This window comes from Paenibacillus sp. IHB B 3415 (assembly GCF_000802655.2).
GTDB lineage: Bacteria > Bacillota > Bacilli > Paenibacillales > Paenibacillaceae > Paenibacillus_AQ > Paenibacillus_AQ phytohabitans.
Window position 1 is genome coordinate 1 of the sequence record NZ_JUEI01000041.1, and the last position, 22,754, is coordinate 22,754.

Below are 22,754 nucleotides of genomic sequence, written 5' to 3' on the forward strand. Positions count from 1 at the left end.
TGGTCATTTGGCATGCAGAATATGGCCGGATTTATTATTATGACGAAGAGAGAGAATATGCAAACCAAAAGAAATGGGGGATAAGGAAACATGGAAAAAGGCGAAGGGAAGAAACCGGATCAAATGAAGGATGGGGAAATGTGGGAACCGTGGGGAGAAGAAGAGCCTGAGGTATGGATTGATTATGTCTGTGCCGAATGTGGGGAATTGGACCCGGTGCCTGAGTTTATCGTGGGCGAGTGTTCGTATGGACTGAAGGCCGGAGAATCGCCGGAGTTTTTCTGTCCTTCTTGTAATGGAACCTTGGTAAGAAAAGAAAAGCCAGCGAACAAATAAGCGCTGGCTAGTAAGCCCATTCACCCGTTAGGGTGATTTTGTTCTGCGGATATCCTGCGCGAAATGGATGATTAGAGACTTTCTATGTACAGGTTTATATTTGTCCATTGCCAAACAGTGACAAATTCATTTACAATATTACAATGATAATGAGAATCAATTTCATAGAAAACGGGTGACAGTCATGAATCAACAGGCAGTGTCCAGGAATGGGCTTGATCAGAGAGCAGAACCGCTCAAACTACGTTCGCGCCCTTGGGCGGCAACGCTGATCCTTATTGGCGGTTTGATTGCGCTGGCGCTGGGCATCGCTGTTTCAGTATCGTTTGGGGCAGCAGATATTAAGCTTTCTGTCGTTTGGACAGCAGTTTTTCACTTCAATCCGGATATTACAGAGCATCAGATTATCCGCGAGCTCAGGCTGCCGCGGGTTCTCGGCGGCGTGATGGTCGGAGCCAGCTTCGCAGTGGCGGGAGCGATCATGCAGGGAATGACCCGCAATCCGCTTGCGGATTCGGGACTGATGGGCATTAACTCGGGGGCGGGTTTTGCGCTGGCCGTCTGCTTTGCTTTTTTTCCGAATTTGTCGTTTATGTATCTTATCCTATATTCCTTCATCGGGGCCGGAGCGGGAGCTGGTATTGTCTACGGAATCGGTTCACTGGCGAAGGGCGGACTTACCCCGGCCCGGCTGGTACTGGCCGGAGCCGCCTTCAGTGCGCTGCTCTCGGCGCTCAGTGAAGGCGTGGCGCTGTATTTCAAAATCGGCCAAGACCTCGCCTTCTGGTATGCAGGCGGCTTGGCCGGAACGAAATGGTTCCAGCTTCAGGTCATGTCTCCCTGGGTGATTGCGGCACTCATCGGGGCGATTATCCTGTCCCGTTCCATTACTATGCTCAGTCTGGGGGAAGATATCGCCAGAGGACTGGGACAGCGTACCGGTCTGGTCAAATTGGCCGGGGCCTTAGTCGTCCTGATTCTGGCTGGCGCTTCGGTGGCTGTAGTAGGAGCGGTAGGGTTTGTCGGGCTGATTATTCCCCATCTGACACGTTATCTTGTAGGTGTGGATTACAGATGGATTATTCCCTGCTCCGCTGTGCTGGGTGCCTTGCTCGTGGTAGGGGCGGATCTGACTGCCCGGATGATCAACCCGCCGCATGAAACGCCAGTAGGAGCAATTATAGCGCTGATCGGGGTTCCATTCTTCCTGTACCTGGCCCGCAAAGAAAGAAGGGAGCTGTAAAAATGCAGAGAACCAGAGTGGTTTCCTTCGAAGAAGCAAGGCGTAAGCATGGTCTGACTGTACTTAGTGTGCTGGCTGTACTGATTATTATCATGTTCATTATAAGTGTGAATACAGGATACATACGTTTAACTCCGCTTGAGCTGCTGAATACGCTGTTCGGCAAGGGGACGGACAAGCAGGAATTGATTCTGTTCCAATTCCGCTTGCCGCGTATTGTAATTTCCATCCTGATTGGAGCTGCACTGGCAGTTTCCGGAGCGGTGATGCAGGGGGTCTTCCGTAATGATCTGGCCGACCCGGGGATCCTGGGCATTAATGCCGGAGCCGGACTGATGGTCATGCTGATGGTATCCTTCTATCCGACGACCTCTGCGGCACCTGTCTATCTGCTGCCGGTAGTGGCATTTGTCGGGGCGGCATTTACTGCTGCACTGATCTACAGTCTGGCTTATAAGCGGCATCAGGGAATTGCACCGATCCGTCTGCTGCTCACCGGTGTCGCAGTTGCGGCAGGGATGAGTGCAGCGATGATTGTGCTGACGCTTCGCCTTGATCCGGACAAATATCAATTCGTTGCCACGTGGCTTGCGGGCAGTATCTGGGGCACCAGCTGGAAATTTGTATTGTCCCTGCTTCCCTGGATTGTGATTCTCCTGCCCTACGTCATCTATAAGGCAAGGGTCATGAATGTGCTGAATCTGGGCGAGCAGACGGCTACCGGTCTTGGTGCTCATGTCACCAGAGAGCAGTTCCGGCTCTTGGCAGCGGCAGTCGGACTTGCGGCTTCAAGTGTAGCCGTAAGCGGCGGGATAGGCTTCGTCGGACTGGTTGGCCCGCATCTGGCCAGAAGGCTGGTGGGACCGAAGCATCAGCTGATGCTTCCTGCCTCCGCACTGATTGGCGCACTGCTCGTTATTACTGCCGATACGATCGGCCGCCGGATTCTGCAGCCGTCGGAGATCCCCACCGGCATTGTTGTTGCCGTTATCGGCGCTCCTTACTTTCTGTATTTGCTGGCCCGGACCAAATCTTAAATACACCTAGAAGCTGGAGGGAAACAAATGAATGAATCCATGGAATTATATGATGTGACGATTATTGGCGGGGGACCCGCAGGTATGTATACGGCTTTTTACAGCGGAATGAGAGATTTGAAGACGAAGCTGATTGAAGCGAAGGAAGAGCTGGGCGGCCGGATGCTGATCTATCCCGAGAAAATGATCTGGGATGTCGGAGGTGTTACACCGACCCTCTGCCGTAAGCTGATTGACCAGCTGGCCGAGCAGGCACGGACCTTCGATCCGACCATCGTATTCGGGCAGCAGGTGGTGCATCAGGCGCGCCAGGAGGACGGGACTTATATCCTGACCTCGGCGACCGGTGAGCAGCACTGGACCCGGACCGTTATCCTTACCATCGGGTACGGCATTCTGCAGATGGCGAAGCTGGAGATTGAGGGTGCTGACCGCTATGAAGTGACGAACCTGCATTATACGGTGCAGGAGCTGGAGCCCTTCCGCGGCAAGCGGGTATTGATCTCGGGCGGCGGCAATTCAGCGGTGGACTGGGCGAATGAACTGGAGGGAATTGCCTCCAGCGTGACGATTGTGCACCGCCGGGAACAGTTCGGCGGCCATGAGAAGAATATTGTCCGCATGAAGGATTCCTCTGTGAATGTACGTGTACCCTATGCAGTAAACCAGCTGCACAGCAGCAATGGCGAGCAGATTGATCAGGTTACGATCAGCCATATCGAATCCGGTGAGAGTGAGCAGCTTGAGGTGGATGCCGTTATTGTCAACCACGGGCTCAAGAGCGATTTCGGTCCGTTGAAGGACTGGGGGCTGGACATGGGGGAATGGTGGGCCAAGGTCAGCGGCAAGCTCGAAACGAATCTGCCCGGTATCTTTGCTGCAGGAGATTTCGTAGACTATGACAGCAAGGTAAGACTGATTGCCGGAACGTTCACGGATGCGGTGCTTGCCCTCAACAGCGCGAAGCTGTACATGGACCCTGAAGCGGATAAGGTGGCCTATGTCTCCTCGCATAACGACCGGTTTAAGGAGAAGAACAAGGCACTTGGCGTAGTTGATGACCACTAGTCTAAACACATATAGGCTGTTCCTTACACGGGAGATTCCGTGCGGGGAGCAGCCTTTTTTTTGAGTAAGCTTTCCTTAGGCTTTGCTTGCCCCGCGTTCCTCACACATTCCATAAGCTGCATAAAAAAAGGATAGCGGGCGAATAGTAAGTGCAGGAGGTGCTGTGTATGGATAAGACAACCAAAGAATCCGGCCAAGCCGCTCAAACGGTGGACAGCGCTGGCGGGAAACCCCACAATCCGCCTATCTCCCCTGATCTGGAAGAGAATATTACTCAAATCAAAGCCAGGCTGGGGAACAGCCCGGATCTTATCATACGTACTTATGATCTCATCAATCGAACGGCACGGGTAGCTGCTGTATATATGATTGGTATTACGGACAGAGAGATAGTTGACCATTTCATTTCACATGTGATGTCCTTCGAATCTTTGAATGACGATGTGCTGCTCGCGGCAACAACAGCCGAAGTGTATTCCTATATTAAAGACAATGCGCTAAGCATCGGCAAAGAGAAGCTGGTTCAAGATATCAATGGACTGCTTGAAGCGCTGTTGTCGGGGGACACGATTATTCTGGTTGACGGACTCGGTGAAGCCGTGAGCGGGAGCACCTGCGGCGGTGAGGTCAGACCGGTATCTGAGGCTTCGACTCAAGTGGCGATCCGCGGCTCGAAGGAAAGCTTCACGGAGACCATCAGCACCAATATCGCACTGGTCCGCAAAATCATCAAGAATCCCGATCTCTGGACCGAAACGATGAAGCTTGGCGATGTGACCCACACCGATATCACCATTATGTATATCCATGGCATTGCAGATGAAGAGACGATCAAGGTATTCAAAAAAAAGCTTCAGGAGATTAGGGTGGATTCAATTCTGGAATCAGGCTACATTGAGCAGATTATTGAAGATAATAAGTACTCTCCATTTCCTACACTCTATAATACGGAACGGCCGGATAGTGTAGCGGGAAACCTGCTGGACGGACGGATTGCTATCTTTGTGGACGGCACACCGTTTGTACTGATTGCCCCCACTACCTTCTTCATGTTCTTTCATACCGTGGAGGATTACTACCAGCGCTACGATATCTCAACACTGATCCGGCTGCTGCGGTTCCTGTGCCTGATTATCTCTTTATATGGACCTGCCATCTTCGTGGCGGCGCTTAACTTCCATCAGGAAATGATTCCGACACCGCTGCTGATCAATTTGGCTTCGCAGCGGGAGGGGGTGCCTTTCCCTGCTTTCGTCGAAGCGCTAATGATGGAGATTACCTTCGAGATTATCCGTGAAGCGGGTGTCCGCATGCCTTCGCCCATCGGGCAGACCGTCTCAATTATTGGCGGGCTGGTGCTTGGGACTGCGGCGGTTCAGGCGGGAATTGTTTCTCCGGCCATGGTTATTGTCGTATCGCTTACAGGTATCTCCAGCTTCGCCACACCGGCATTCAATATGGCACTTTCCATCCGGATGCTGCGGTTTATCATTATGGTCATCGCCGCCTTTATGGGGCTGTATGGGATCGCCATCTTTACCATCATGCTGATTGCCCACATGTGCAGCCTGCGCTCCCTTGGAGTGCCGTATATGTCTCCTATGGGGCCGTTTGTGCCGGAGAATCAGAAGGACACCTTTCTCCGCTCTCCTATAACATTCATGAAGATCCGCAAACGACTGCTGAACAAGGGCAATAGCTCCGCGGCCTCCGGAAAAAAAACTGCAAAGAGGAAATCCTATGAACATTAAGGGCGTTATGCGCCTGGTTTCTGTTGGAGTCATTGCGCTGCTGCTGAGCGGCTGCTGGAACAGCAGAGAATTGAATGACCTGGCTATCGTCAGCGGCATCGGTATTGATCTGGTTCCGGAAACCAATGAATTTAAGGTGACCTTTCAGCTGGTCAATCCATCGTCAACGGCATCAAGCTTTAGTGCCAGTACCGGACAGCCCTCTATTGTGGTCGTATCCTCTACCGACAAGACCTTATTCGGGGCTCTGCGGCGGGCATCCAAACGGGTGACACGGCAGCTTTTTTTTGCCCATACCCAGCTTGTTATTGTAGGCGAGTCCCTGGCCCGGAGCGGAATCAACGATGTATTTGACATCTTTGAGCGTTCGCATGAACTGAGACTGAATTCGGCAGTACTCGTTGCCTATCACAGTGATGCCGCTTCAGTTCTGAAGATACTGACATCCATAGAAAGCCTGCCTTCGCTGGGAATGGTCAAAAAGACGCAGAATACCTCCAGGGTATGGGGAGAGAACCGGACGGTCAGCGTATTTGACATCATTAACGGCATAACGGGTGAAGGAGATTTGACGATTAATGGGGTGTCTGTTCAAGGGGACCCTTCTGAAGGCATGAAGAAATCCAATATGGAACAAACAGTGTCACAGGCAGGAACTGCTATGCACGGACTGGGTGCTTTTAGAGAGGGAAAGCTGGTCTATTGGATGGAGGATTCGGAAGCGCGGGGCACGCAGTGGCTGCTCAACCGGATAGAAGAAACCATACTTAATATCGATTCTGAAGATAAGAAAGAGTCAGTTGCCGTCAATATTGTGTATTCCAGAACGAAGGTGAAGATTGATATTCAAGACGGCCTGCCGGTCTTTCATGTCTATATCAGTGAAGAAGGAATTGTGAATGAAACGGACGGCTTCGCCGATCTCAGCAAGCGGGAAGAAATTGTGAAGCTTGAACAGGAGCTGCAGAAGCAGACCGGTAAAGAAGTGAAGCAGGCCTTGCAGATGGCACAGCAGATGGAGAGCGATATTTTTAACTTCGGCAATGCACTGAAACGCAGCGATCCGCAAGGCTGGGCTTCACTAGATAAGAATTGGGGCCATATCTTCGCTCAAGGAAAGCTGGATCTCCATGTGGAAGCATACATCCGCAGTACCGGAATGAGCCTGAAGCCGTATCACCCCGCGCCTGAATAATCAGCTTTTTATGCAGAAATAAGGTGAATAGATTTATGAGAAAAGAAGCGATCGGCCCCAATCAGCTTTTTGCGATGATTGTTCTGTTCGAGCTTGGAACGGCGCTGGTTGTACCGGTGGGCCTGGAGAGCGGGCATGCGGTCTGGCTCTCCATCCTGATGGCGCTCCCCGGGGGCATTCTGCTTTATCTGGTGTTTACACATCTGTACCTGCAGTTCCCGGATCTGATCATCAGCGGCTATGCGCGTAAGATTCTCGGCCCCTGGATAGGCTGGCCGGTAGGCCTGCTGTTTCTCCCGGTGCTGCTCTATAACGGCTCCAGAAATCTGCGTGAAGCGGGGGATCTGTTAATTTCAGCTTCATACGACAAAACTCCGATTCTTATCATTGATTCCATCATGATTATTGCGGTGATGTACATCCTGAGCAAGGGGATCGAGGTATTCGCCAGAACGGCGGAGATTTTCTTCTGGATCATAATCGTAATGGGATTGATCTGTATTGTTATTGTCATTGCTGCCGGACTGGTGGAGCTTAAGAATCTGTTTCCGATCCATAGCAAAGATCTCTGGGAGGCTCTGGGCTCTGCCTATCCCAACATTTGGATTTTTCCGTTCGGGGAGGTAGTGTGCTTCACAACTATACTTCCGCATTTCAGCAAATCAAAGAAGATTAAGAAAACCGGCATTGTGGCCATCACCATAAGCGCCTGTCTGCTCAGCTTTACTCATGCCGTAGAAATGGGAGTGCTGGGAGAGAACCTCTACAGCCGGTTAACCTTCCCGATGTTTACAACCATAACACTTGTGAATGTTGCTAATTTTGTCCAGCGTCTGGATGCACTGGTTATGCTGACACTCATTATCGGGGTGTTCTTCAAGATGACGGTTTATTGCTATGCTGCTGTGGCTATAGCTGCTGATCTCTTCAAGGTCCGCCAGTCAAAAAAATTGGTGATTCCGGCGGGAGTGGTCATGCTGTTCAGCTCTTTTATCAGTGCAGAGAATTATCCGGTGCATATGAGTGAAGGGAAGGTTTTTCTGGAGAATATCCTGCCGGTTTTCTGCGCGGTAATACCTGTTCTGCTGTTTCTTATTCACCTTGTCCGGCGCAAATTCGGCCTGTACCGTTAAGTTGCGCTGGAGATTAGCGGCTGCGTTTGAGGGCGCCGGCGACAACCTGAATCAAAGGGAGTGCCAGGAAGATCACCACGCAGATCGTTTCCTGCAGTGTGGTTGTAGCAAAGATTACCGAAAGAGAATGCACCGAGGCACTCACGCTGATTCCTGATAAGACATCAACCAGTGTGAGCATTAGCAAGGTGAGGATGGCTAACAGGACATAAATACCGAGAATTTTCATAGGGGATACTCCTTAGGCTCCGCAAGCTGATTTGCCGGTTCCGGGCAGGCGGGCTACAGGTATTATCTCCATTTATGGAAGGAGTAATCAGCAAAAAAGCTGCCGGGAGCCGGTTAAGGCTGCCCAGACAGCTTCAGGAACATTCTGTTATTGCCCCGAAGTCAGCCAGTCAGCCAGCTCTTCCGTCTGTGCCAGCACGGCGATCGGATCATAATACCAGGAGCGTTCTTCTTTCCATACATAGATGTGGCCGTTCTTGACTGCAGGCAGGCTGCCCCAGATCGGGTCTGCCTGGAAGTCTTCTACAGTCTGTGTATTATCAGTCACGACGAGATAATCACCCGCATATTTGCCCAGTGTTTCGGCGGATAATTCTGCCCACTGCTTCTCCATAATTTCAGCAGCGACTTCGGTTGGCGGCTTCCGTCCCAGTGCCTGATAGACCGGCTGTCCGCCCCGACCGAAGTTGTCCCCATATACCCAGGTGGACTTGTCGGCATGCTCCAGGATACTGAAGGTGGCATCCGCGGGAATCGCTGCATCCACACGGGCCTTGGCTGCGGCGATGCGCTTATCATAATCTGCCAGCCAGTCCGCAGCTTCCTGCTCTTTGCCCAGCAGCTTGCCGAAATAAGTCAGCTCCTCGTGAGCATTCTTCAAATCGCCGTAAGGCACAATGACCGTTGGCGCAATCTGGCTCAGTGCCTCATAGCTGTCGGCATTGCCGGATATAATCAGGTCCGGGTTCAGCGCGATGATATTTTCCGGTGACATTTTTCCGTAAGTGCCGGTATCGGTGACTCCTTCCAGGAATTCTTTGAAATACATATTCTCCAGCGTCAGTCCGGGAGCACCCACAGGGATTGTATTCAGAGCAATCAGGCTGCCCAGATACTCTTCGGCAACAATCCGCTGCGGTGCTGTCGGCACTTCAATATCTCCATTTACAGTTGTTACTGTTTTGAAGGCGGGAGCTGCGGTTGCGGCTGGAGTCTCCGGCTGCGGAGACGAAGCAGGAGCTTCTGTAGCATTAGCAGCAGAAGAACCGGTGCTATTATTGGATGTGTTGTTTCCACAAGCTGAGGCAATAAGCGTCAGTGCCAGCAGCAACGGGAAGATGATCCATTGTTTCCGGGAATTAGGGCTTGAATACGGTTTTTTCAAGATGTATGCCTCCTTATGTAGAACGATTATCATTCTCAATAACACTTTACAGATTTTGTTCTGTTTACACTATGGCTGAATGTGATGTCCGGCTATGTAAATTTATGATGTCAGCGCATGCAGGAGAACCCTGAGCTGGGCTTCCGAAGAGAGCGGATCAAATCCGTAGAACATGGCAGGCTGATTCAGGAAATAGATTCTGCTGCCGGAAGCGGACGCCTGATTCTGCTGAACTGCACGATGAAGAAAGGAACGGAGCGGCTCCCGCATCTCGGCCGTTCCGGCGCTGCAGGTAATAAATATATGATCCGCGGGGTAGCCGGCGACGTCACTGAAGGCAACCTCCAGATAACCTTGGCGGAGGAGTCCCTCGCTTACAAGGCTGCTTGGGGGCCGGAAGCCCAGATCATTATACAGAATCTGAGATCCGTGGCCATAGCTGCTGCTGAAACAGTATGCAGCGTCCCTGCCAATCTCCCAGACGACTGCGGTTCCTCGCGGACCGATCCGGCGGTCGAGCTGTTGATTGGCCGCGTTGCATTGTTCGTCATAGACATTCAGCCAGGCTTCTGCCTGTGGTCTGCGGCCGGTGACCTCCGCAATCAGCCGGAATTGTTCCCGCCAGTCCATTTGCATAAAGGGGATTTCAATAACCGGAGCTAACGACATCAGCTGCTTATTCTTGTCAGGCAGGGAGTAGCTGATAATCACATCCGGCCGGGCAGAAGATAAACGTTCATATAGACCTGTGGAGCTGCTTCCTTCATTTAACAGCTTATGCTTGGACGGAACAGGCTGCAGCCTCTCCATCCAAGCCGAATATACTCCGAGCCGGGGAACAACCTCAAGCGCCTGCAGGCTGGCCGTGTGATTGAAGTTCAGCGATACAACGGATTTATTTTTGCGGTGATAGGCTGCAGGAGAAAGGCCCACGACATGTTTGAACTTGCGGCTTAGATAGGTGCCTTCACCATAACCGACTTCAAGCGCCAGCGTGCTCAGATTCGGGGCTCCTGTCAGAATGCGCTGCTGGGCTTTGCGGATGCGCAGCAGTGTTACATATTCATTAAAGGTCTGACCGGTGGATTTGCGGAAAGCGCGGGAGAAGTGCTCCGGGGTAACTCCGGCAAGCTCTGCCGCCTGCCCTCTCGTTAAATCCTCATTATAATGGGATTCTATATATTGCAATACACGGTCCAGCCAATGAAGCACCGGCTCCGTGTTCTCAGCAGCGCCGTGATACAGCTCAGTGAGCAGTTCTGTGAAAAGCTGCTGCACTACAAAAGGCTGATGCTCTTCCGGCTGGCTCCAGCTGCCCAGCAGCCGCGACGCCACCGCGCAAACACGGGGCGCACAGCTGCGGAGCGGTACACCGTTGTTCAGCGGGCTGGAAGGATGGCTGGTGCCTGAGAGTGTGATATATTCGATCCACACCCCCTGCAGGTTATGGCTGTGCTGCAGGGTGATGTGTGCGGAGCTGTCACAGCACAAGGTACTGCCGCTGGACACACGGGTAAGCGCTCCATCCCACTCCATCGTTGCGCTGCCTCCGGTAACTATAATCAGCAGGGAAGAGAAGGGCGGGCTGGAATTTTCCCGGTTAGAAGCGGCTTTGTCCAGTGCAGCAATCCGCACCGGGACATAAAAACTATGAGGATAAGGCAATGAACTGCCGGAAGGTGGTTTATGCATGTTCAGAGTCACTCTTTTCTTGGGTGATAATCATTCTCAATACAGTATAACAGTCTTTCCCCCTATTGACGATCCTCTGATTGGTAAGTAGAGTTTAGGGAGACAGACAAACAGGGTATTGTTGTACTAGAGGGGGCGGGAATTCCATGACGACCTGGAATCTGCAAGGGACGGTCAGCCATCTGCTGATCTGCAACGGAAGCGACTGCAAGAAGCATAAGGGTGAAGAGGTCGCTGACGCGATAGAGGATGAAATCGGGAAGCAAGGGGCAGATAGCCTGATTCATACTACAGTAACCCGCTGCAACGGAAGATGTTCGGATGCGTGTGTAGTCATCTCATATCCGGAAGGCGTATGGTACAGGGATATCACCCCCAAATCAGCCAAAAGCCTGGTACGCAAGGTGCTGAAGGGTGAACGGCTGGAAGAGAATGTTCTCTACACTTATGATGAAGGACTGAAAGCCGCAATTGAAAAAGGGGCAAAGGGTAAAAAGAAGAAATAAAACATGAAAGAACAATGCAGTCCTCCACTGGAAAATTTTCGGTGGAGGATTGTTTATTTTTGTCAGACGGAGGATTATGATGGATAGAAAAGATAGAGTAAGGGGGAAGCAGGATGTTTGTGGATTTCGAGCCGGATGACCGTGTGCTGCACAGCGAAGCGTTCTTACAGGAAGAGGTGGAATATAATCTCCTTCACCTTATCACCGGAAACCCGGAATCGCTCCGGATCAAGACAGCCGAGGATCATCTGATCTTTGCGCACACGGAGGGGCATAACCCCTGGTTATGGATTGCACCGGAGGTAGGTGCAGATCAGCGCAGAGCCCTGGTTCGCCAGCTTGTGGAGCGGCTGAAGGGCTGCGGATTGTCAGGGGTTAACGGGACTAAGGAGACAGGCAAGCTGTTTGCAGAGGCTTATTGTGAGAATACAGGCAAGCTGTATCATGTCCATATGATCATGGAAGCCTATCATTGCCCGCAGGTGAAGAAGCCCGCTAATGTCAGCGGTAAGCTGCTGCAGGCAGATGCTGGCTATATCCCGGTCATTGCAGACTATTTGGCCAGCTTTGTGAAGGATGCGTTCGGCACCGATAATGCACCGGAGAATTTCCTCGGCTACGCCAGAGATATTACGGAATCCGGCAAGCTCCGCCTGTGGATGGTACAGGATAGGCCCGTGTCCATGGCGAATCTGGCCCATCTGTCCTCCAGGCATGCCCGGATTAATGAAGTGTTCACTCCGCAGGACTGCCGTAAGCAGGGCTATGCCAGTGCTGCTGTAGCAGAGCTGTGTGCTGAGCTGCTGGACAAGGGCATTACTCCTATGCTCTATGCCGATGCTGCAAACCCGGATTCCAATAAGGTCTATCAGTCGATCGGTTTTGAGCGGACCGGCAGTGTTGTTGATTTGCGGTTTCAGTAGGCGTGTTCTGCCGGTGGAGAATCAAGGTGAGGGAGTGTTAAAGAATGCTGCAGGGAATGAAAATAATTGTGACCGGGGCCGCTTCGGGAATCGGTAAGGCTATCGTCATGCTTAGTCTGCAGGAAGGTGCTGAAGTGATTGCCTGTGATCTGGATGGCCGGGGGCTTGAGGAGCTGAAGGCCGAGGCGGGTTCGGATAAGCTCTGCTCCTTCCAGGTGGATGTGAGCAAATACAGCGAGGTGGAGCAATTCTTCGCATACATACAGCAAGAACATGCTGAGGTCAACGGTCTGGTCAATAATGCAGGCATATATCTGGGGCGCAGTCTGCTGGATTATACGCCAGCGGACATCGGCAGGGTACTGGATATCAACATAAAAGGGTACGTCTATTTCTCGCAAGGGTTCGGACGGCTGCTGCTGGACCGGAAGCAGACAGGCGTCATCGTCAACATGGCCTCCGTCTCCGGTCAGGAAGGCAGCTCAGATGCGGTGTATGGCTTGACCAAGGCAGCTGTTCTCGGCTTGACCAAAAGCTGCGCCATGAACTTTGCCCCTCATATCCGGGTGAATGCTGTTGCCCCGACGATGACCAGCACTCCGATGATGGGGCATATCCCGGCCTGGAGGCAGCAGGAATATCTGGAGCATCAACTAACCCCGGAACCGCTGCTGGCGGAGGATATTGCGGATACGGTGGTTTTTATGCTAAGCCGCAAAGCCCGGGCCTACACCGGGGCGACTTTTGATATTAACAATGGCTGTTATTTGCGCTGAGCCGCCAGGCTGGCGGTAAGCAGTTATGAAATCGGGGGGAAGGCAATGAAAGTAGGGATCATCGGTCCATCGGATGAAGAGATTTCAGTGCTGATCGGGCGGAGCCGGACGCTTGTTGTTACGGAACGGGCTTCCCTGAAGTTCTATTCAGGTCTGCTGGAGAACACCGAGGTAGTGCTGGTGATTTGCGGAGTGGGCAAAGTAAATGCCTGCATAGCCACGCAGGTACTGATTGACCAGTTCGCAGTTACTCATATAATTCTTACCGGGGCAGCGGGAGGGCTGGATGAACGCTTGAATTGCGGGGACATTATTGTGTCCGCACAGGTCGGGCATCACGATCTGCCTGCAGAGATCCTGACCGAATATCATCCATGGATGAACAGTATTTATATGGAGGCTGACAAGGCCATGGTAAATGCATGCATCCGTGTAGCGGACAGCGCTGAATTTGCAGGGAAGGTGTATAAGGGTATCATTGTTTCCGGTGAGACTTTCATCTCTTGCGCTGACAAATATAAGGAACTCGCTGCCCTCGGAGCGATGTGTGTGGACATGGAAAGTGCCAGTGTGGCGCAGACCTGTTATGTGAACCGGATTCCCTTTGTTGTAATCCGATCGATTTCAGACCATGCGGATGAGGATAGCGTAGAAGCTTTTGAGAGCAATGTTGAGGCGGTTTCGCTGAACTCCCTGGCTTTGGTGGAAGGTCTGCTGGTCGGCCTGCAGTCTTCACTACACTAGAGCTTTTTTGGCGGGGCAGAAAATTTGACTTGCAGCCTCCGTGTTGACTATGCTAATACAAAGTGCAATTAATCACACTTATATCGTAAGTGTTGCAGCAGGGGGGCGGCAGTATATGGATAGACGTCAGGTCTGGCCGGATAAATTCAAAAAGTTTTTTCTGAATAACAAGTTTGTGGTGGGGCTTTTAATTGCGTTGCTGATTGGTGTTACCGTGCTCGTATTCTCCAAGATTCCGTTTATATTCAAACCGTTGTCAGTGCTTCTGCATACAGTGGCAGCGCCGCTGCTTCTCTCGGGAGTTGCTTATTACCTGCTGAATCCGCTGGTTGACCGCCTGGAGCGGAGAAGCAAGGTGAAGCGCGCTTACGGAATTGTTACGATGTACCTCGTAATAGCCGGAATTATTACACTGATCCTGCTGATGGTTATTCCGATTATCCGTACCCAGCTGATGGGGCTGATCGACAACTTCCCGATATACAGCGCGCAGATTCAGGAGGAATTCCTACATCTGACGGGCAGTGAATTTTTCGGAAAGATTCAGGAAAGTGTGGGTACGGATCTCAGTGATATCACCGGCAAGGTGACTACCTGGGGCACCTCGTTCATCAATAATGCCGCCAGTGGCGTAGGCAGCTTTGTAGGCACTTTGACAGAGATTGTCCTGGCAGTGGTGACTACGCCGTTCATTCTGTTCTATCTGCTGCGCGATGGCAAAAGACTGCCCGACTACCTGATGCGGTTCATTCCTACTGCACTGCAGCCGCAGTCCCGGATGGTCATGCAGGAAATGAACAGTCAGGTGGCATCCTACATCCGCGGGCAGATTATTGTCAGCTGCTGTATCGGCGCATTGCTCTATATTGGTTATCTGATCATCGGGCTGGAGTATTCTCTGGTACTTGCTATCGTTGCCGCTTGTACTGCGGTAGTCCCTTATCTGGGACCGGCGATCGCGATTACGCCAGCATTGGTGGTAGCCATGGTAACCTCGCCGTTTATGCTGCTCAAGATGGTGATTGTCTGGACTGCCGTCCAGCTGATCGAAGGGAAGTTTATCTCTCCGCAGATCATGGGTAAAACGCTGAAGATTCATCCGATCACGATTATTTTTGTAATTATTTTTGCCGGCAAAATGTTCGGGGTACTGGGCATCATTCTCGCGGTACCGGGTTACGCCGTACTCAAGGTAGTGGTTACCCATATCTTTCAGTGGTTCCGTTTCCGCTCCGGACTCTATAAAGTGATTGAAGAAAAAGCTGAGGAATAAAGCGAAAAGGATGAGTGTAATGACAGGACAACTAGTGACTACAGCCTATGGGCAACTGCAGGGAGAAGAGAGCGGCGGAGTGAATGTCTGGCGCGGAATCCCGTTTGCTGCCCCTCCTGTCGGAGAGCTGCGCTTTCGTGCACCGCAGCCGCCGGAGCCATGGAATGCTGTAAGGGAGGCGAAGGAATTCGGCCCGGTCAGCCTTCAGCCGGTAAGTACCAGCGGTACGCGCTTTGGCGGCAGCAATCCGGTGTACTCCGAAGATTGCCTGTACCTGAATGTCTGGTCACCGGCAGCGGCGCAGGAGGATGCCCTGCCGGTCATGGTCTGGATTCATGGAGGCACCTTTGTAACCGGTGCGGGCAGCCAGCCGATGTTTGACGGTGGCAACATGGCGGCAAGCGGCCGGGTTGTGCTTGTTACGGTGAATTACCGGCTCGGTCCGCTAGGATTCATGCATCTGTCCCCGCTGGGCGCGGGGCTTGGCTCCAATCTTGGACTGCTGGACCAGATTGCCGCTCTGGAATGGGTGCGGGAGAATATCGCCGCATTTGGCGGTGATCCCGGGAATGTTACGGTGTTCGGGGAATCGGCGGGCAGCATGAGCATTGCCGCGCTGCTGGCGATGCCGGCGGCCAAGGGGCTGTTCTCGCGTGCGATTATGGAGAGCGGTGCGGGGCAGAGCCTGAGCGGTCAGCAGGGTGAACAGATTGCAGCGGCCTTCCTGGCGGAGCTCGGTCTTCAGCCAGGCGGTGACACGCAGCTGCTGCATACACTGCCCGCGCAGCAGATTATGGAAGCGGCCGGACGGATGGCGTACAAGCTGTCTGGTAATTCGCTGAGCATGTATTTCCAGCCGGTTATTGAGCCACTGACCTTGCCGGTGGAACCGGCGCAGGCGGTACGCGAAGGAGCGGCAAGCGGCATCCCGCTGCTGATCGGGACGAACCTTCACGAAGGTAATCTGTTCTTCCGTGAAGGGCAGGCAGGCGAAAGCTTCGACCGTTCACTCAAGTCGCTGGAGCTGCTGATGGGCATCGAAGACCTCTCAGAGCTGACCTCCGATTACAGCAAAACCTGGGAAGGGCAAGCCGAGGTGCTGACCGATCTGTTCTTCTGGGCCAGCTCCATTTCGTTCGCGGAAAAGCAGCTGGATCACGCTCCGGTCTGGATGTACCGGTTCGACTGGACCGTCACCGGCCATCCGCTGCTGGAGAAGGCCATTCACGGAGCGGAGATTCTCTACGTGTTCAACAACCTGCCGCTGCTGAAGCAATACGGCCTGACGGTAACGTCTGAGATGGCTGGTGTGGCTGAAGCGATGCAGAGAGCCTGGACCGCCTTTGCCCGCCACGGTGATCCGTCTGCACCGGAACTTGTATGGCCACAGTACACACCGGAACAGCGTGCTACGCTGCTGTTTGATCAGGTCTCCAGAGTAGTGGACGATCCGGACGGCGAGAAGCGCAGACGGATTTTTGAGCATTACGCAGGGTGAACGCGGCTCTTGATTTCAAGAAGGCGCGATATACCGGAATGAGGAGCAGAAGTGCCCCTGAATTCGCCGGAAGTGGGCGGAAAGCGGGAATGAGGGCAGAAGTGCCCCTGAATTCGCCGGAAGTGGGCGGAAAGCGGGAATGAGGAGCAGAAGTACCCCTGAATTCGCCGAAAGTGTGCGGGAAGCGGGAATGAGGAGCAGAAGTGCCCCTGAATTCGCCCGGAAGTGGGCGGGAAGCGGAAATGAGGGGCAGAAGTGCCCCTGAATTCGCCGAAAGTGGGCAAGAAGCGGGAATGAGGAGCAGAAGTGCCCCGGAATTCGCCGAAAGTGGGCAGGAAGCTGGAATGAGGAGCAGAAGTGCCCCTCATTCCGCAGAATTGGCACAACTATGGCAAAGATAAGTACCGTATTGATCATGAAAAAGCAGCAGCCCTTACCGGAGAGTCTAATTCCCCGGCAAGAGGGCTGCTGCTTTTTATGGTTAGTCTCTGCGCACGCCACCGAATCAGGAACATGCGGTCCGAATTCATTATTTCACCGCGGCATAACCCGTCTTATCGACCAGCTCCTGTCCTTCCGGGGACAGAATCCAGTCTAGAAATGGCTCAATATTGGGATTGGTGCTTCCCGCAGTTACCGCGTAGAATTCTGCTGCGAAGGGGTACGCCCCGCTGCGGATGCTCTCCTTGGTGGGAGGCACACCCTCGATCTCCAGCAGCTTAATCTCATCGCTGGCGTTCATCTCCGAGGCGTAGAACAGGAAGCTGAAGCCGAGCGCATTATTATAATTGCGGTAGCTGGCGGTCAGGCTGATAATCCCGCTCATGACGTCTGCAACATTCTCCTTCGGGGGGCTCATCAGCGTCCGGTCCTCCATGATTTTCTCAAGCATGGTCTGGCTGCCGCTGTTCTCGTCACGTTGAAACGCCCGGATGGACGCCTTCTTACCGCCGACCTGCTTCCAATTCGTCAGTGTGCCGGAGTAGATATCCTTCACTTGCTCAGTGGTCAGTCCATTAACGGGATTGCGCTTGTTGACAAAAAAGACGAATGCTTCACGTCCTATAGGGGTAAGCTTCAGCTCACGGCCTGCCAGCTTCGCCTGCTTGGTCTGGGCGAGTGAGGGGGCTGCGGCAAATATAATATCGGCATCCCCTTTGATCAGCCGCTTATAGGCTTCGGAAGTGGTGGTGCATACGGCAAGATCATTACCGGTCTCATATATACTATGGTTATAAGTATCGGGCGGATACACCGCTTGAACAAAAGCGGAATATAGCGGATAGAGTGCAGTTGCGCCGTCCAACCGGGGCATTTGTTCCTGAATATGATAGGCAGCCTTATGATCCAGGCTGGCGGCTTTGGTATTCACTTCAAAAGGTGCGAACTGGAGCAGATTGACCTCCTGTTCCCTTACTTCGGCAAGACTGTTCACATAAGCCTGCCTTATCTCATGACCGGCTGCGCTCAGCAGGCAGATTCCGGCAAAAGCCGCGAGCGCAATCAGGCGGAACCGTTTGCTGAACAGTTCAAAGATAGAGATTACAGCGAATACTGCAAGCCCGGCCGAAGCGGCGAGGACAAGCGGAGCATAGAACAGCATACCACCGGTAAAAGTAGCAATAATGTAGGCAATAAAACCTGCAAATGTAATGATGGCTAAGGCAAGGATGGAGTAAAGCAGATTGGTTTCAAATGATCTTTTCACAGCGTCCTCCGTTAGGGTTACTATAATATGGATAAAAAGTGTATTCGTATCTTATTCTATAACAAGGCTCCGTTTCTGCCAAACTATGCAGTTCGTGTAATTGCGAAATGATGCATTTTCTCAGAAAAATGATCGTACGATGAAAAAATGCGTATATTTTCATAAAAAGGCTAGACGAATTCATGAAACGGAGTTATCCTGAGATTGTGAAAAAAATAACAGAATACAAGATTCTCGGGGTAAGGTGAAATTCCTGACCGGCGGTGATGTTCCAAGTGAGCTAAGCCCGCGACTCGTTACTCTTTTACAAGAGGAAGCGACTGATCTGGTGACAATCCAGAGCCGACGGTAAAGTCCGGATGGGAGAGGAGCATAAGGTAAAGGCAGCGGGTGTATTCCCTGATGTCTTTATTGATAATGGCCCCCGGTGTTTGCCCTGTTTACAGGTGACGCGGGGGCTTTTGGTCTCTTATCGAGGGTTTGTATCGACAAGGAGAATGAATGATGAGTAATGTATCTGCTTCATCTCAAGGAGTCCGTACCGCACCGCTGCGCAGCGGATTCTGGCTGGTAGTTCTGGGGGCAGCCCTATGGGGTGTTGACCCGCTGTTCCGTATTATCCTGCTGAAATCCCTGACCTCTTCACAGATCGTCCTGCTGGAGCATGTTGTGCTCTTCCTGGTTGCTGCACCTGTAATGTGGCGTCAGCGCGCAGAACTGAAGGGGATCCGCCTTCGTCAAGCCGGGGCCCTGCTGGTTGTGTCATGGGGAGGTTCGGCCATAGCTACAATCCTGTTCACCAAAGCATTGTCCAGCGGAGATTTCAATGCTGTACTGCTGCTGCAAAAGCTGCAGCCGCTCTTCGCCATTGGTCTGGCCGCTGTTATCCTTAAAGAACGCCTGCCTAAGAATTTCGCACCGCTTATCATTGTTGCACTATTAGGCACTTACCTGCTTACCTTTGGCTGGACGATTCCATTCGGCCATGTGAACAGCTTCATGGGTGTAGGCAGTCTAATGGCGCTGGGCGCCGCCGCATTATGGGGCGGGTCGACTGTCATGGGCCGCTATCTGCTGGGTTCCATGAAATATGAAACTGTAACTTCCCTGCGCTTTATTCTGGCTTTGCCGCTTTTATTCGTGATCACCAGCATGGAGGGAGCCCCGTGGCAGATTACCGGCGGAATCAGCGGTTCGGCCGCTGTTGCCATTAATCTCCTGCTGCAGGCTCTGCTGCCCGGATTGCTCAGCATGCTGCTCTATTACAAGGGCCTGAACACAACCAAGGCTTCTGTAGCCACGCTGGCTGAACTCAGCTTCCCGATGACAGGGATTCTGATCAACTGGATTGTATATCACCAGCTTGTGACTCTGCCGCAAATTATCGGCTTCGCACTGATCTGGACGGCGCTGTTCTTTATTTCGAGCCAGCAGAGCCGTCAGGGACATCAGGCGGAGCTTACCAAACAGAATTAACAACGGATAGCCGCAGCCTGAGGGGACGACCCCAGGGTTTCGGTATCACCAAAAGAGGATGTTCCCGCGAGCCGCAATGGCCCGGGACATCCTCTTTGTTTTTTGTAGGGCTGATGACCCAAATCTGCGAGTGAACCGGACTGAGTCCGTTTGGCCGCCTCCCCTGTCCGACATCCGGTGGTGTGTTCCCGTCCTGCTGCCGTTATTTCTTCTGCTACAGGTATGGAGTTATTACGATGGTGTTATAACCCAGCTGCTTTAGCTGTGCCTGCGAGATGTACAGCCTGTTTCCGGAATTGAAGCTGTTCGCAGGTGTAAGCTTTACACTCTTGCTGGCGCTTGTGATCTCATAGCCGTAACCGGCAGAGGGATCGTTTAAGTGGCCCCGGTCCTCAGATTCAATGCCCCACCCGAGTGCGGCAGCGAGCGGCTTCACCGGAATCCAGTCTTGTCCCTCCCTGGAGAATACGGTAGATACATCGACGTTCTGTCCGTCCAGACTGACACTGTATTCGTATGTCATGGAGACAGGAATCTCGATGACCGGCAGGTCTTTCAGCACTGTATCCTGCGGCAGCGCTGCTTCCGGTCTGGAAGAGGGGGAAGCGGGAAACAGTGTTTCGAGTTCGCTATAGTCAGTGATCAGCCGTGACGTCCCGCTCTTCAGGCCATAGACCCAGGGCAGGCGCTGCGGCTCGTTTTTTACATAATAGATGATTCCCTTGCTAAGGTTCCGGTTGTACATGCTGCCCTTTAGCAGTTCATGCCGTTCCCCGGTGGACGGATCATAAGTACTGATCACATTCTGTTTAACAGCCTCATTGTACCCGCTCTCCAGTAGCGTGTGCTGGTTCAGCCAAAAGGCGCTGTAGTATCTCTGAGTGGAATAATATACCGAGACGGCACCTGTCTTCATGTTTTTAAGATAATAGTCATGGAATTTGCCGACATACCCGCTGCCCATCGGTGAATTTGGCATCAAGAGGTAACGCGAGCGCTCCAGATATCCCCAATACCCGTCCGGAGACAGAGTATAAGCGGTTTTGCGCAGGATGGATTGACTCCGGGTATCGTACACGTAACTTTGCTCCGGATCATCATCTCCTGTTAACTTCAGTTCATTACCGCCATAATTCCGGAAATAATGAAAAGGCTCCTGCCATTTGGCGTAGGTTCCGTCCGGTTGTCTGGCAATGACGGCATCGACAAACTGGTCTCCGTCCAATTGGCCGGCCGAATAGAGCTGGACGCCGCTGGTTTTGCTGATATACGAATCATAATAATTAATTTCTTCTGCCGCATGTGCTGTAAGCGGAGCAGTGAATGCCAGTAAAATAGATGCGCTTATAGCCAGATGTAATGATTGATGCAGCACTCTTTTCATAACCTTCCATCCCCTCTATGTAAATAACTGTTAATATAGACGGCCGTAGTAAGGAAAGGTTTCGGATGCCCGGCTCAATAAATATGAATTACAGGGTTAAAGAGTAAAAATAAACCTTTTCTCCCATACTACCGTTATTCTTGCATCTTCAGCTGCTTCACACTACAACCTTAGGAGGCACCGCCAATGGACAATCCTCACCCGGCTCCCGCCATTTATATACAGCTCAAAAACCGGGTAACCGTGCCCAAAGGCAAAGGTGTGATGCTGCGCGATGTAGCCTTTCTGATCACCGAGCCGGAGTGGCGGGAGCCGCTGTATTCACTGCTGCTGCTGCAGCCGGAGCAAAGTGACGGCAATCTGATTCTGATTGATCTGCTGACGGTGATTCCCCGGATTCATGAGCTGCTTCCGCATGCGGATATCCAGCCGATTGGCGAAGGACGGACGATTGTGCAGATTGAAGGCCCGGCAACGGCAAACAAACCTTCCACAGCGTTGTTTGTGCTGGTGTGGCTGCTGCTGTTCTTCGGCTCGGCGCTGACGATCATGAATTTCCATGCCGATGTCAGCATGCAGGAGGTGCAGATCCGGATTGTTGAGATGCTGACCGGCAGGAGGGATGAGCATCCGTACGTATTCCAGATCGCTTATTCGCTGGGCATCGGGCTGGGGATGGTGATTTTTTTCAACCATTTGTTCAAAAAAAAATGGAACGAGGAGCCGACACCGCTCGAAGTGGAGATGTTCCTGTATCAGAAAAATATCGACCACTATGTAGTCAACGAGGAATATAGCAAAATGAAACGCCGCGGAGATGATACATCGGGACGCAGGGGGGAGTGAGCATGACTGCACAAATATCGCTCGGACTTAACCTGCTGCTCGGCATTGCCGGAGGAATCGCTGTCGGCGGCGGGGTAATCGCTCTTTTTATAGTGCTGGATATGGTGCCCCGGCTGGCGCAGCTGACCTCCTCCTACGATAAAGTGCACTGGTATGAAGGGGCCATGGTCGGGGGCTCGCTGCTAGGCACAATGAGTGATTTCTGGAACTGGAAAATAACAGCGGGCCCGCTGATAGAGCTGGGAGTCGGACTGTTCGACGGAGTATTCATCGGTATGCTGGCCGCTGCGCTGACAGAGGTACTGAACGTACTGCCGATTCTGGCCAAAAGACTGCATATGACACATATGTTGTTCGGACTGCTGATGGCTATGGTATGCGGCAAAGTGGCAGGTTCATTGTTCGACTGGTTTGTATACCGACAGTAAAAGGAGGCTACGGGGTGGTTAGGTATATTCACAGCGGTGATCAGGTGGAAGCGGATAAAAAGCATGGCAAGCCGGAACAGCAAAAGCCGCCGCAGCATGAAGGACAGGCTGCACAGCAAAGTATTGCAGACAGGGGCCAACGGCAAGATGAAGGGTTAGCTGCACAGCGGGATGGTGCTGACAAAGGCCAACCGATGGGTGAAGCGCAGGCTGCACAACAGAATGGGGCTGATAGAACCCAGCCGCAGCAAGAAGGACAAGCTGTACATCAGGCTGATGCAGGTGGGGGACAACCGCAGGAGACGGAGGTTTCAGGTGAGCTGGGAGCTGTTACCCGGCCGATA

At 52.5% G+C, this 22,754-nt stretch carries 21 protein-coding genes, 1 pseudogene and 1 riboswitch; of the genes and pseudogenes, 16 read left to right on the plus strand and 6 right to left on the minus strand.

Going from position 1 to position 22,754, the window contains the following annotated elements:
* The first annotated feature begins 90 nt into the window (after positions 1–90).
* From QW71_RS18320 to QW71_RS18350, 7 genes are all read left to right on the plus strand, one after another.
* Positions 91–336 carry a hypothetical protein gene (locus QW71_RS18320; protein WP_039301608.1) on the plus strand — a complete coding sequence of 82 codons (246 nt, stop codon included), beginning with the start codon at positions 91–93 and terminating at the stop codon, positions 334–336.
* Positions 337–520: 184 nt separating this feature from the next.
* Positions 521–1,579, plus strand: coding sequence for an iron ABC transporter permease (locus QW71_RS18325; protein WP_039301612.1), 1,059 nt, complete (start codon positions 521–523; stop codon positions 1,577–1,579).
* Between the two features lie 2 nt (positions 1,580–1,581).
* A complete protein-coding gene (locus QW71_RS18330) occupies positions 1,582–2,616 on the plus strand; it encodes an iron ABC transporter permease (RefSeq protein WP_039301615.1) in 1,035 nt (344 codons plus the stop codon).
* Positions 2,617–2,643: 27 nt separating this feature from the next.
* Positions 2,644–3,684, plus strand: a complete 1,041-nt coding sequence (locus QW71_RS18335) for an NAD(P)/FAD-dependent oxidoreductase (protein WP_039301618.1) — start codon at positions 2,644–2,646, stop codon at positions 3,682–3,684.
* Between the two features lie 167 nt (positions 3,685–3,851).
* Positions 3,852–5,435, plus strand: coding sequence for a spore germination protein (locus QW71_RS18340; RefSeq protein WP_083442613.1), 1,584 nt, complete (start codon positions 3,852–3,854; stop codon positions 5,433–5,435).
* On the plus strand, positions 5,425–6,630 hold the full coding sequence (locus tag QW71_RS18345; protein WP_039301621.1) for a Ger(x)C family spore germination protein: 1,206 nt from the start codon (positions 5,425–5,427) through the stop codon (positions 6,628–6,630). The genes QW71_RS18340 and QW71_RS18345 overlap by 11 nt, the downstream gene beginning before the upstream one ends.
* Before the next feature lie 35 nt (positions 6,631–6,665).
* On the plus strand, positions 6,666–7,763 hold the full coding sequence (locus tag QW71_RS18350) for a GerAB/ArcD/ProY family transporter (RefSeq protein ID WP_039301624.1): 1,098 nt from the start codon (positions 6,666–6,668) through the stop codon (positions 7,761–7,763).
* Between the two features lie 13 nt (positions 7,764–7,776).
* Here the strand turns inward: QW71_RS18350 and QW71_RS18355 are convergent, their stop codons facing one another.
* The 3 genes from QW71_RS18355 to QW71_RS18365 form a co-directional block, all read right to left on the minus strand.
* On the minus strand, positions 7,777–7,992 hold the full coding sequence (locus QW71_RS18355; protein ID WP_039301626.1) for a hypothetical protein: 216 nt from the start codon (positions 7,990–7,992) through the stop codon (positions 7,777–7,779).
* 147 nt (positions 7,993–8,139) lie between these two features.
* Complete coding sequence (locus QW71_RS18360) at positions 8,140–9,156, minus strand: ABC transporter substrate-binding protein (protein ID WP_039301629.1); 1,017 nt, start codon at positions 9,154–9,156, stop codon at positions 8,140–8,142.
* 102 nt (positions 9,157–9,258) lie between these two features.
* A complete protein-coding gene (locus QW71_RS18365; protein ID WP_039301633.1) occupies positions 9,259–10,848 on the minus strand; it encodes a helix-turn-helix domain-containing protein in 1,590 nt (529 codons plus the stop codon).
* A gap of 146 nt (positions 10,849–10,994) precedes the next feature.
* On the opposite strand from QW71_RS18365, the gene QW71_RS18370 reads away from it, so the two are divergent.
* The 6 genes from QW71_RS18370 (at position 10,995) to QW71_RS18395 (ending at position 16,568) form a co-directional block, all read left to right on the plus strand.
* The gene (locus tag QW71_RS18370) at positions 10,995–11,354 is read left to right on the plus strand and encodes a ferredoxin (RefSeq protein WP_039301636.1); all 360 of its coding nucleotides are present in this window, start codon (positions 10,995–10,997) and stop codon (positions 11,352–11,354) included.
* A gap of 113 nt (positions 11,355–11,467) precedes the next feature.
* Positions 11,468–12,277 (plus strand): GNAT family N-acetyltransferase, encoded by an 810-nt coding sequence (locus QW71_RS18375; protein WP_039301639.1) that lies wholly within the window; start codon positions 11,468–11,470, stop codon positions 12,275–12,277.
* Positions 12,278–12,321: 44 nt separating this feature from the next.
* Positions 12,322–13,053, plus strand: a complete 732-nt coding sequence (locus tag QW71_RS18380; RefSeq protein ID WP_039301642.1) for an SDR family NAD(P)-dependent oxidoreductase — start codon at positions 12,322–12,324, stop codon at positions 13,051–13,053.
* A 45-nt stretch (positions 13,054–13,098) separates the two neighbouring features.
* Positions 13,099–13,797 (plus strand): 5'-methylthioadenosine/adenosylhomocysteine nucleosidase, encoded by a 699-nt coding sequence (locus tag QW71_RS18385; RefSeq protein ID WP_039301645.1) that lies wholly within the window; start codon positions 13,099–13,101, stop codon positions 13,795–13,797.
* Between the two features lie 115 nt (positions 13,798–13,912).
* Complete coding sequence (locus QW71_RS18390) at positions 13,913–15,070, plus strand: AI-2E family transporter (protein ID WP_039301649.1); 1,158 nt, start codon at positions 13,913–13,915, stop codon at positions 15,068–15,070.
* Between the two features lie 19 nt (positions 15,071–15,089).
* Positions 15,090–16,568, plus strand: a complete 1,479-nt coding sequence (locus QW71_RS18395) for a carboxylesterase/lipase family protein (protein WP_039301652.1) — start codon at positions 15,090–15,092, stop codon at positions 16,566–16,568.
* Between the two features lie 529 nt (positions 16,569–17,097).
* Here QW71_RS18395 and QW71_RS18400 read toward each other — a convergent pair.
* Positions 17,098–17,883 carry a PstS family phosphate ABC transporter substrate-binding protein gene (locus QW71_RS18400; protein WP_373604780.1) on the minus strand — a complete coding sequence of 262 codons (786 nt, stop codon included), beginning with the start codon at positions 17,881–17,883 and terminating at the stop codon, positions 17,098–17,100.
* Positions 17,835–17,936: pseudogene (locus QW71_RS42245) on the minus strand (hypothetical protein); the annotation flags it as partial. The pseudogene QW71_RS42245 and the gene QW71_RS18400, both read right to left, overlap by 49 nt.
* Before the next feature lie 566 nt (positions 17,937–18,502).
* Positions 18,503–18,651, plus strand: a riboswitch (FMN riboswitch).
* 129 nt (positions 18,652–18,780) lie between these two features.
* Between QW71_RS42245 and QW71_RS18405 the strand changes: the two are divergent.
* Positions 18,781–19,752 (plus strand): DMT family transporter, encoded by a 972-nt coding sequence (locus QW71_RS18405; protein WP_039301658.1) that lies wholly within the window; start codon positions 18,781–18,783, stop codon positions 19,750–19,752.
* Between the two features lie 214 nt (positions 19,753–19,966).
* On the opposite strand, the gene QW71_RS18410 is transcribed toward QW71_RS18405, so the two are convergent.
* On the minus strand, positions 19,967–21,136 hold the full coding sequence (locus QW71_RS18410) for a hypothetical protein (protein WP_039301660.1): 1,170 nt from the start codon (positions 21,134–21,136) through the stop codon (positions 19,967–19,969).
* 186 nt (positions 21,137–21,322) lie between these two features.
* On the opposite strand from QW71_RS18410, the gene QW71_RS18415 reads away from it, so the two are divergent.
* Positions 21,323–21,982: a stage V sporulation protein AA gene (locus tag QW71_RS18415; protein WP_039301663.1), complete on the plus strand. Its 660-nt coding sequence runs from the start codon at positions 21,323–21,325 to the stop codon at positions 21,980–21,982.
* Positions 21,983–21,984: 2 nt separating this feature from the next.
* Positions 21,985–22,410, plus strand: a complete 426-nt coding sequence (locus tag QW71_RS18420; RefSeq protein WP_039301666.1) for a stage V sporulation protein AB — start codon at positions 21,985–21,987, stop codon at positions 22,408–22,410.
* Positions 22,411–22,754 lie beyond the last annotated feature (344 nt).

Excerpts from the sequence above, each read along its gene's own strand:
- QW71_RS18350 (WP_039301624.1), top strand. The coding sequence starts at position 6,666 with ATGAGAAAAGAAGCGATCGGCCCCAATCAGCTTTTTGCGATGATTGTT.
- QW71_RS18355 (WP_039301626.1), bottom strand. The coding sequence starts at position 7,992 with ATGAAAATTCTCGGTATTTATGTCCTGTTAGCCATCCTCACCTTGCTA.
- QW71_RS18420 (WP_039301666.1), top strand. The coding sequence starts at position 21,985 with ATGACTGCACAAATATCGCTCGGACTTAACCTGCTGCTCGGCATTGCC.
- QW71_RS18320 (WP_039301608.1), top strand. The coding sequence starts at position 91 with ATGGAAAAAGGCGAAGGGAAGAAACCGGATCAAATGAAGGATGGGGAA.
- QW71_RS18340 (WP_083442613.1), top strand. The coding sequence starts at position 3,852 with ATGGATAAGACAACCAAAGAATCCGGCCAAGCCGCTCAAACGGTGGAC.
- QW71_RS18385 (WP_039301645.1), top strand. The coding sequence starts at position 13,099 with ATGAAAGTAGGGATCATCGGTCCATCGGATGAAGAGATTTCAGTGCTG.
- QW71_RS18395 (WP_039301652.1), top strand. The coding sequence starts at position 15,090 with ATGACAGGACAACTAGTGACTACAGCCTATGGGCAACTGCAGGGAGAA.
- QW71_RS18345 (WP_039301621.1), top strand. The coding sequence starts at position 5,425 with ATGAACATTAAGGGCGTTATGCGCCTGGTTTCTGTTGGAGTCATTGCG.
- QW71_RS18415 (WP_039301663.1), top strand. The coding sequence starts at position 21,323 with ATGGACAATCCTCACCCGGCTCCCGCCATTTATATACAGCTCAAAAAC.
- QW71_RS18410 (WP_039301660.1), bottom strand. The coding sequence starts at position 21,136 with ATGAAAAGAGTGCTGCATCAATCATTACATCTGGCTATAAGCGCATCT.
- QW71_RS18330 (WP_039301615.1), top strand. The coding sequence starts at position 1,582 with ATGCAGAGAACCAGAGTGGTTTCCTTCGAAGAAGCAAGGCGTAAGCAT.
- QW71_RS18325 (WP_039301612.1), top strand. The coding sequence starts at position 521 with ATGAATCAACAGGCAGTGTCCAGGAATGGGCTTGATCAGAGAGCAGAA.
- QW71_RS18335 (WP_039301618.1), top strand. The coding sequence starts at position 2,644 with ATGAATGAATCCATGGAATTATATGATGTGACGATTATTGGCGGGGGA.
- QW71_RS18405 (WP_039301658.1), top strand. The coding sequence starts at position 18,781 with ATGAGTAATGTATCTGCTTCATCTCAAGGAGTCCGTACCGCACCGCTG.
- QW71_RS18365 (WP_039301633.1), bottom strand. The coding sequence starts at position 10,848 with ATGCATAAACCACCTTCCGGCAGTTCATTGCCTTATCCTCATAGTTTT.
- QW71_RS18400 (WP_373604780.1), bottom strand. The coding sequence starts at position 17,883 with ATGCCCCGGTTGGACGGCGCAACTGCACTCTATCCGCTATATTCCGCT.
- QW71_RS18390 (WP_039301649.1), top strand. The coding sequence starts at position 13,913 with ATGGATAGACGTCAGGTCTGGCCGGATAAATTCAAAAAGTTTTTTCTG.
- QW71_RS18375 (WP_039301639.1), top strand. The coding sequence starts at position 11,468 with ATGTTTGTGGATTTCGAGCCGGATGACCGTGTGCTGCACAGCGAAGCG.
- QW71_RS18380 (WP_039301642.1), top strand. The coding sequence starts at position 12,322 with ATGCTGCAGGGAATGAAAATAATTGTGACCGGGGCCGCTTCGGGAATC.
- QW71_RS18370 (WP_039301636.1), top strand. The coding sequence starts at position 10,995 with ATGACGACCTGGAATCTGCAAGGGACGGTCAGCCATCTGCTGATCTGC.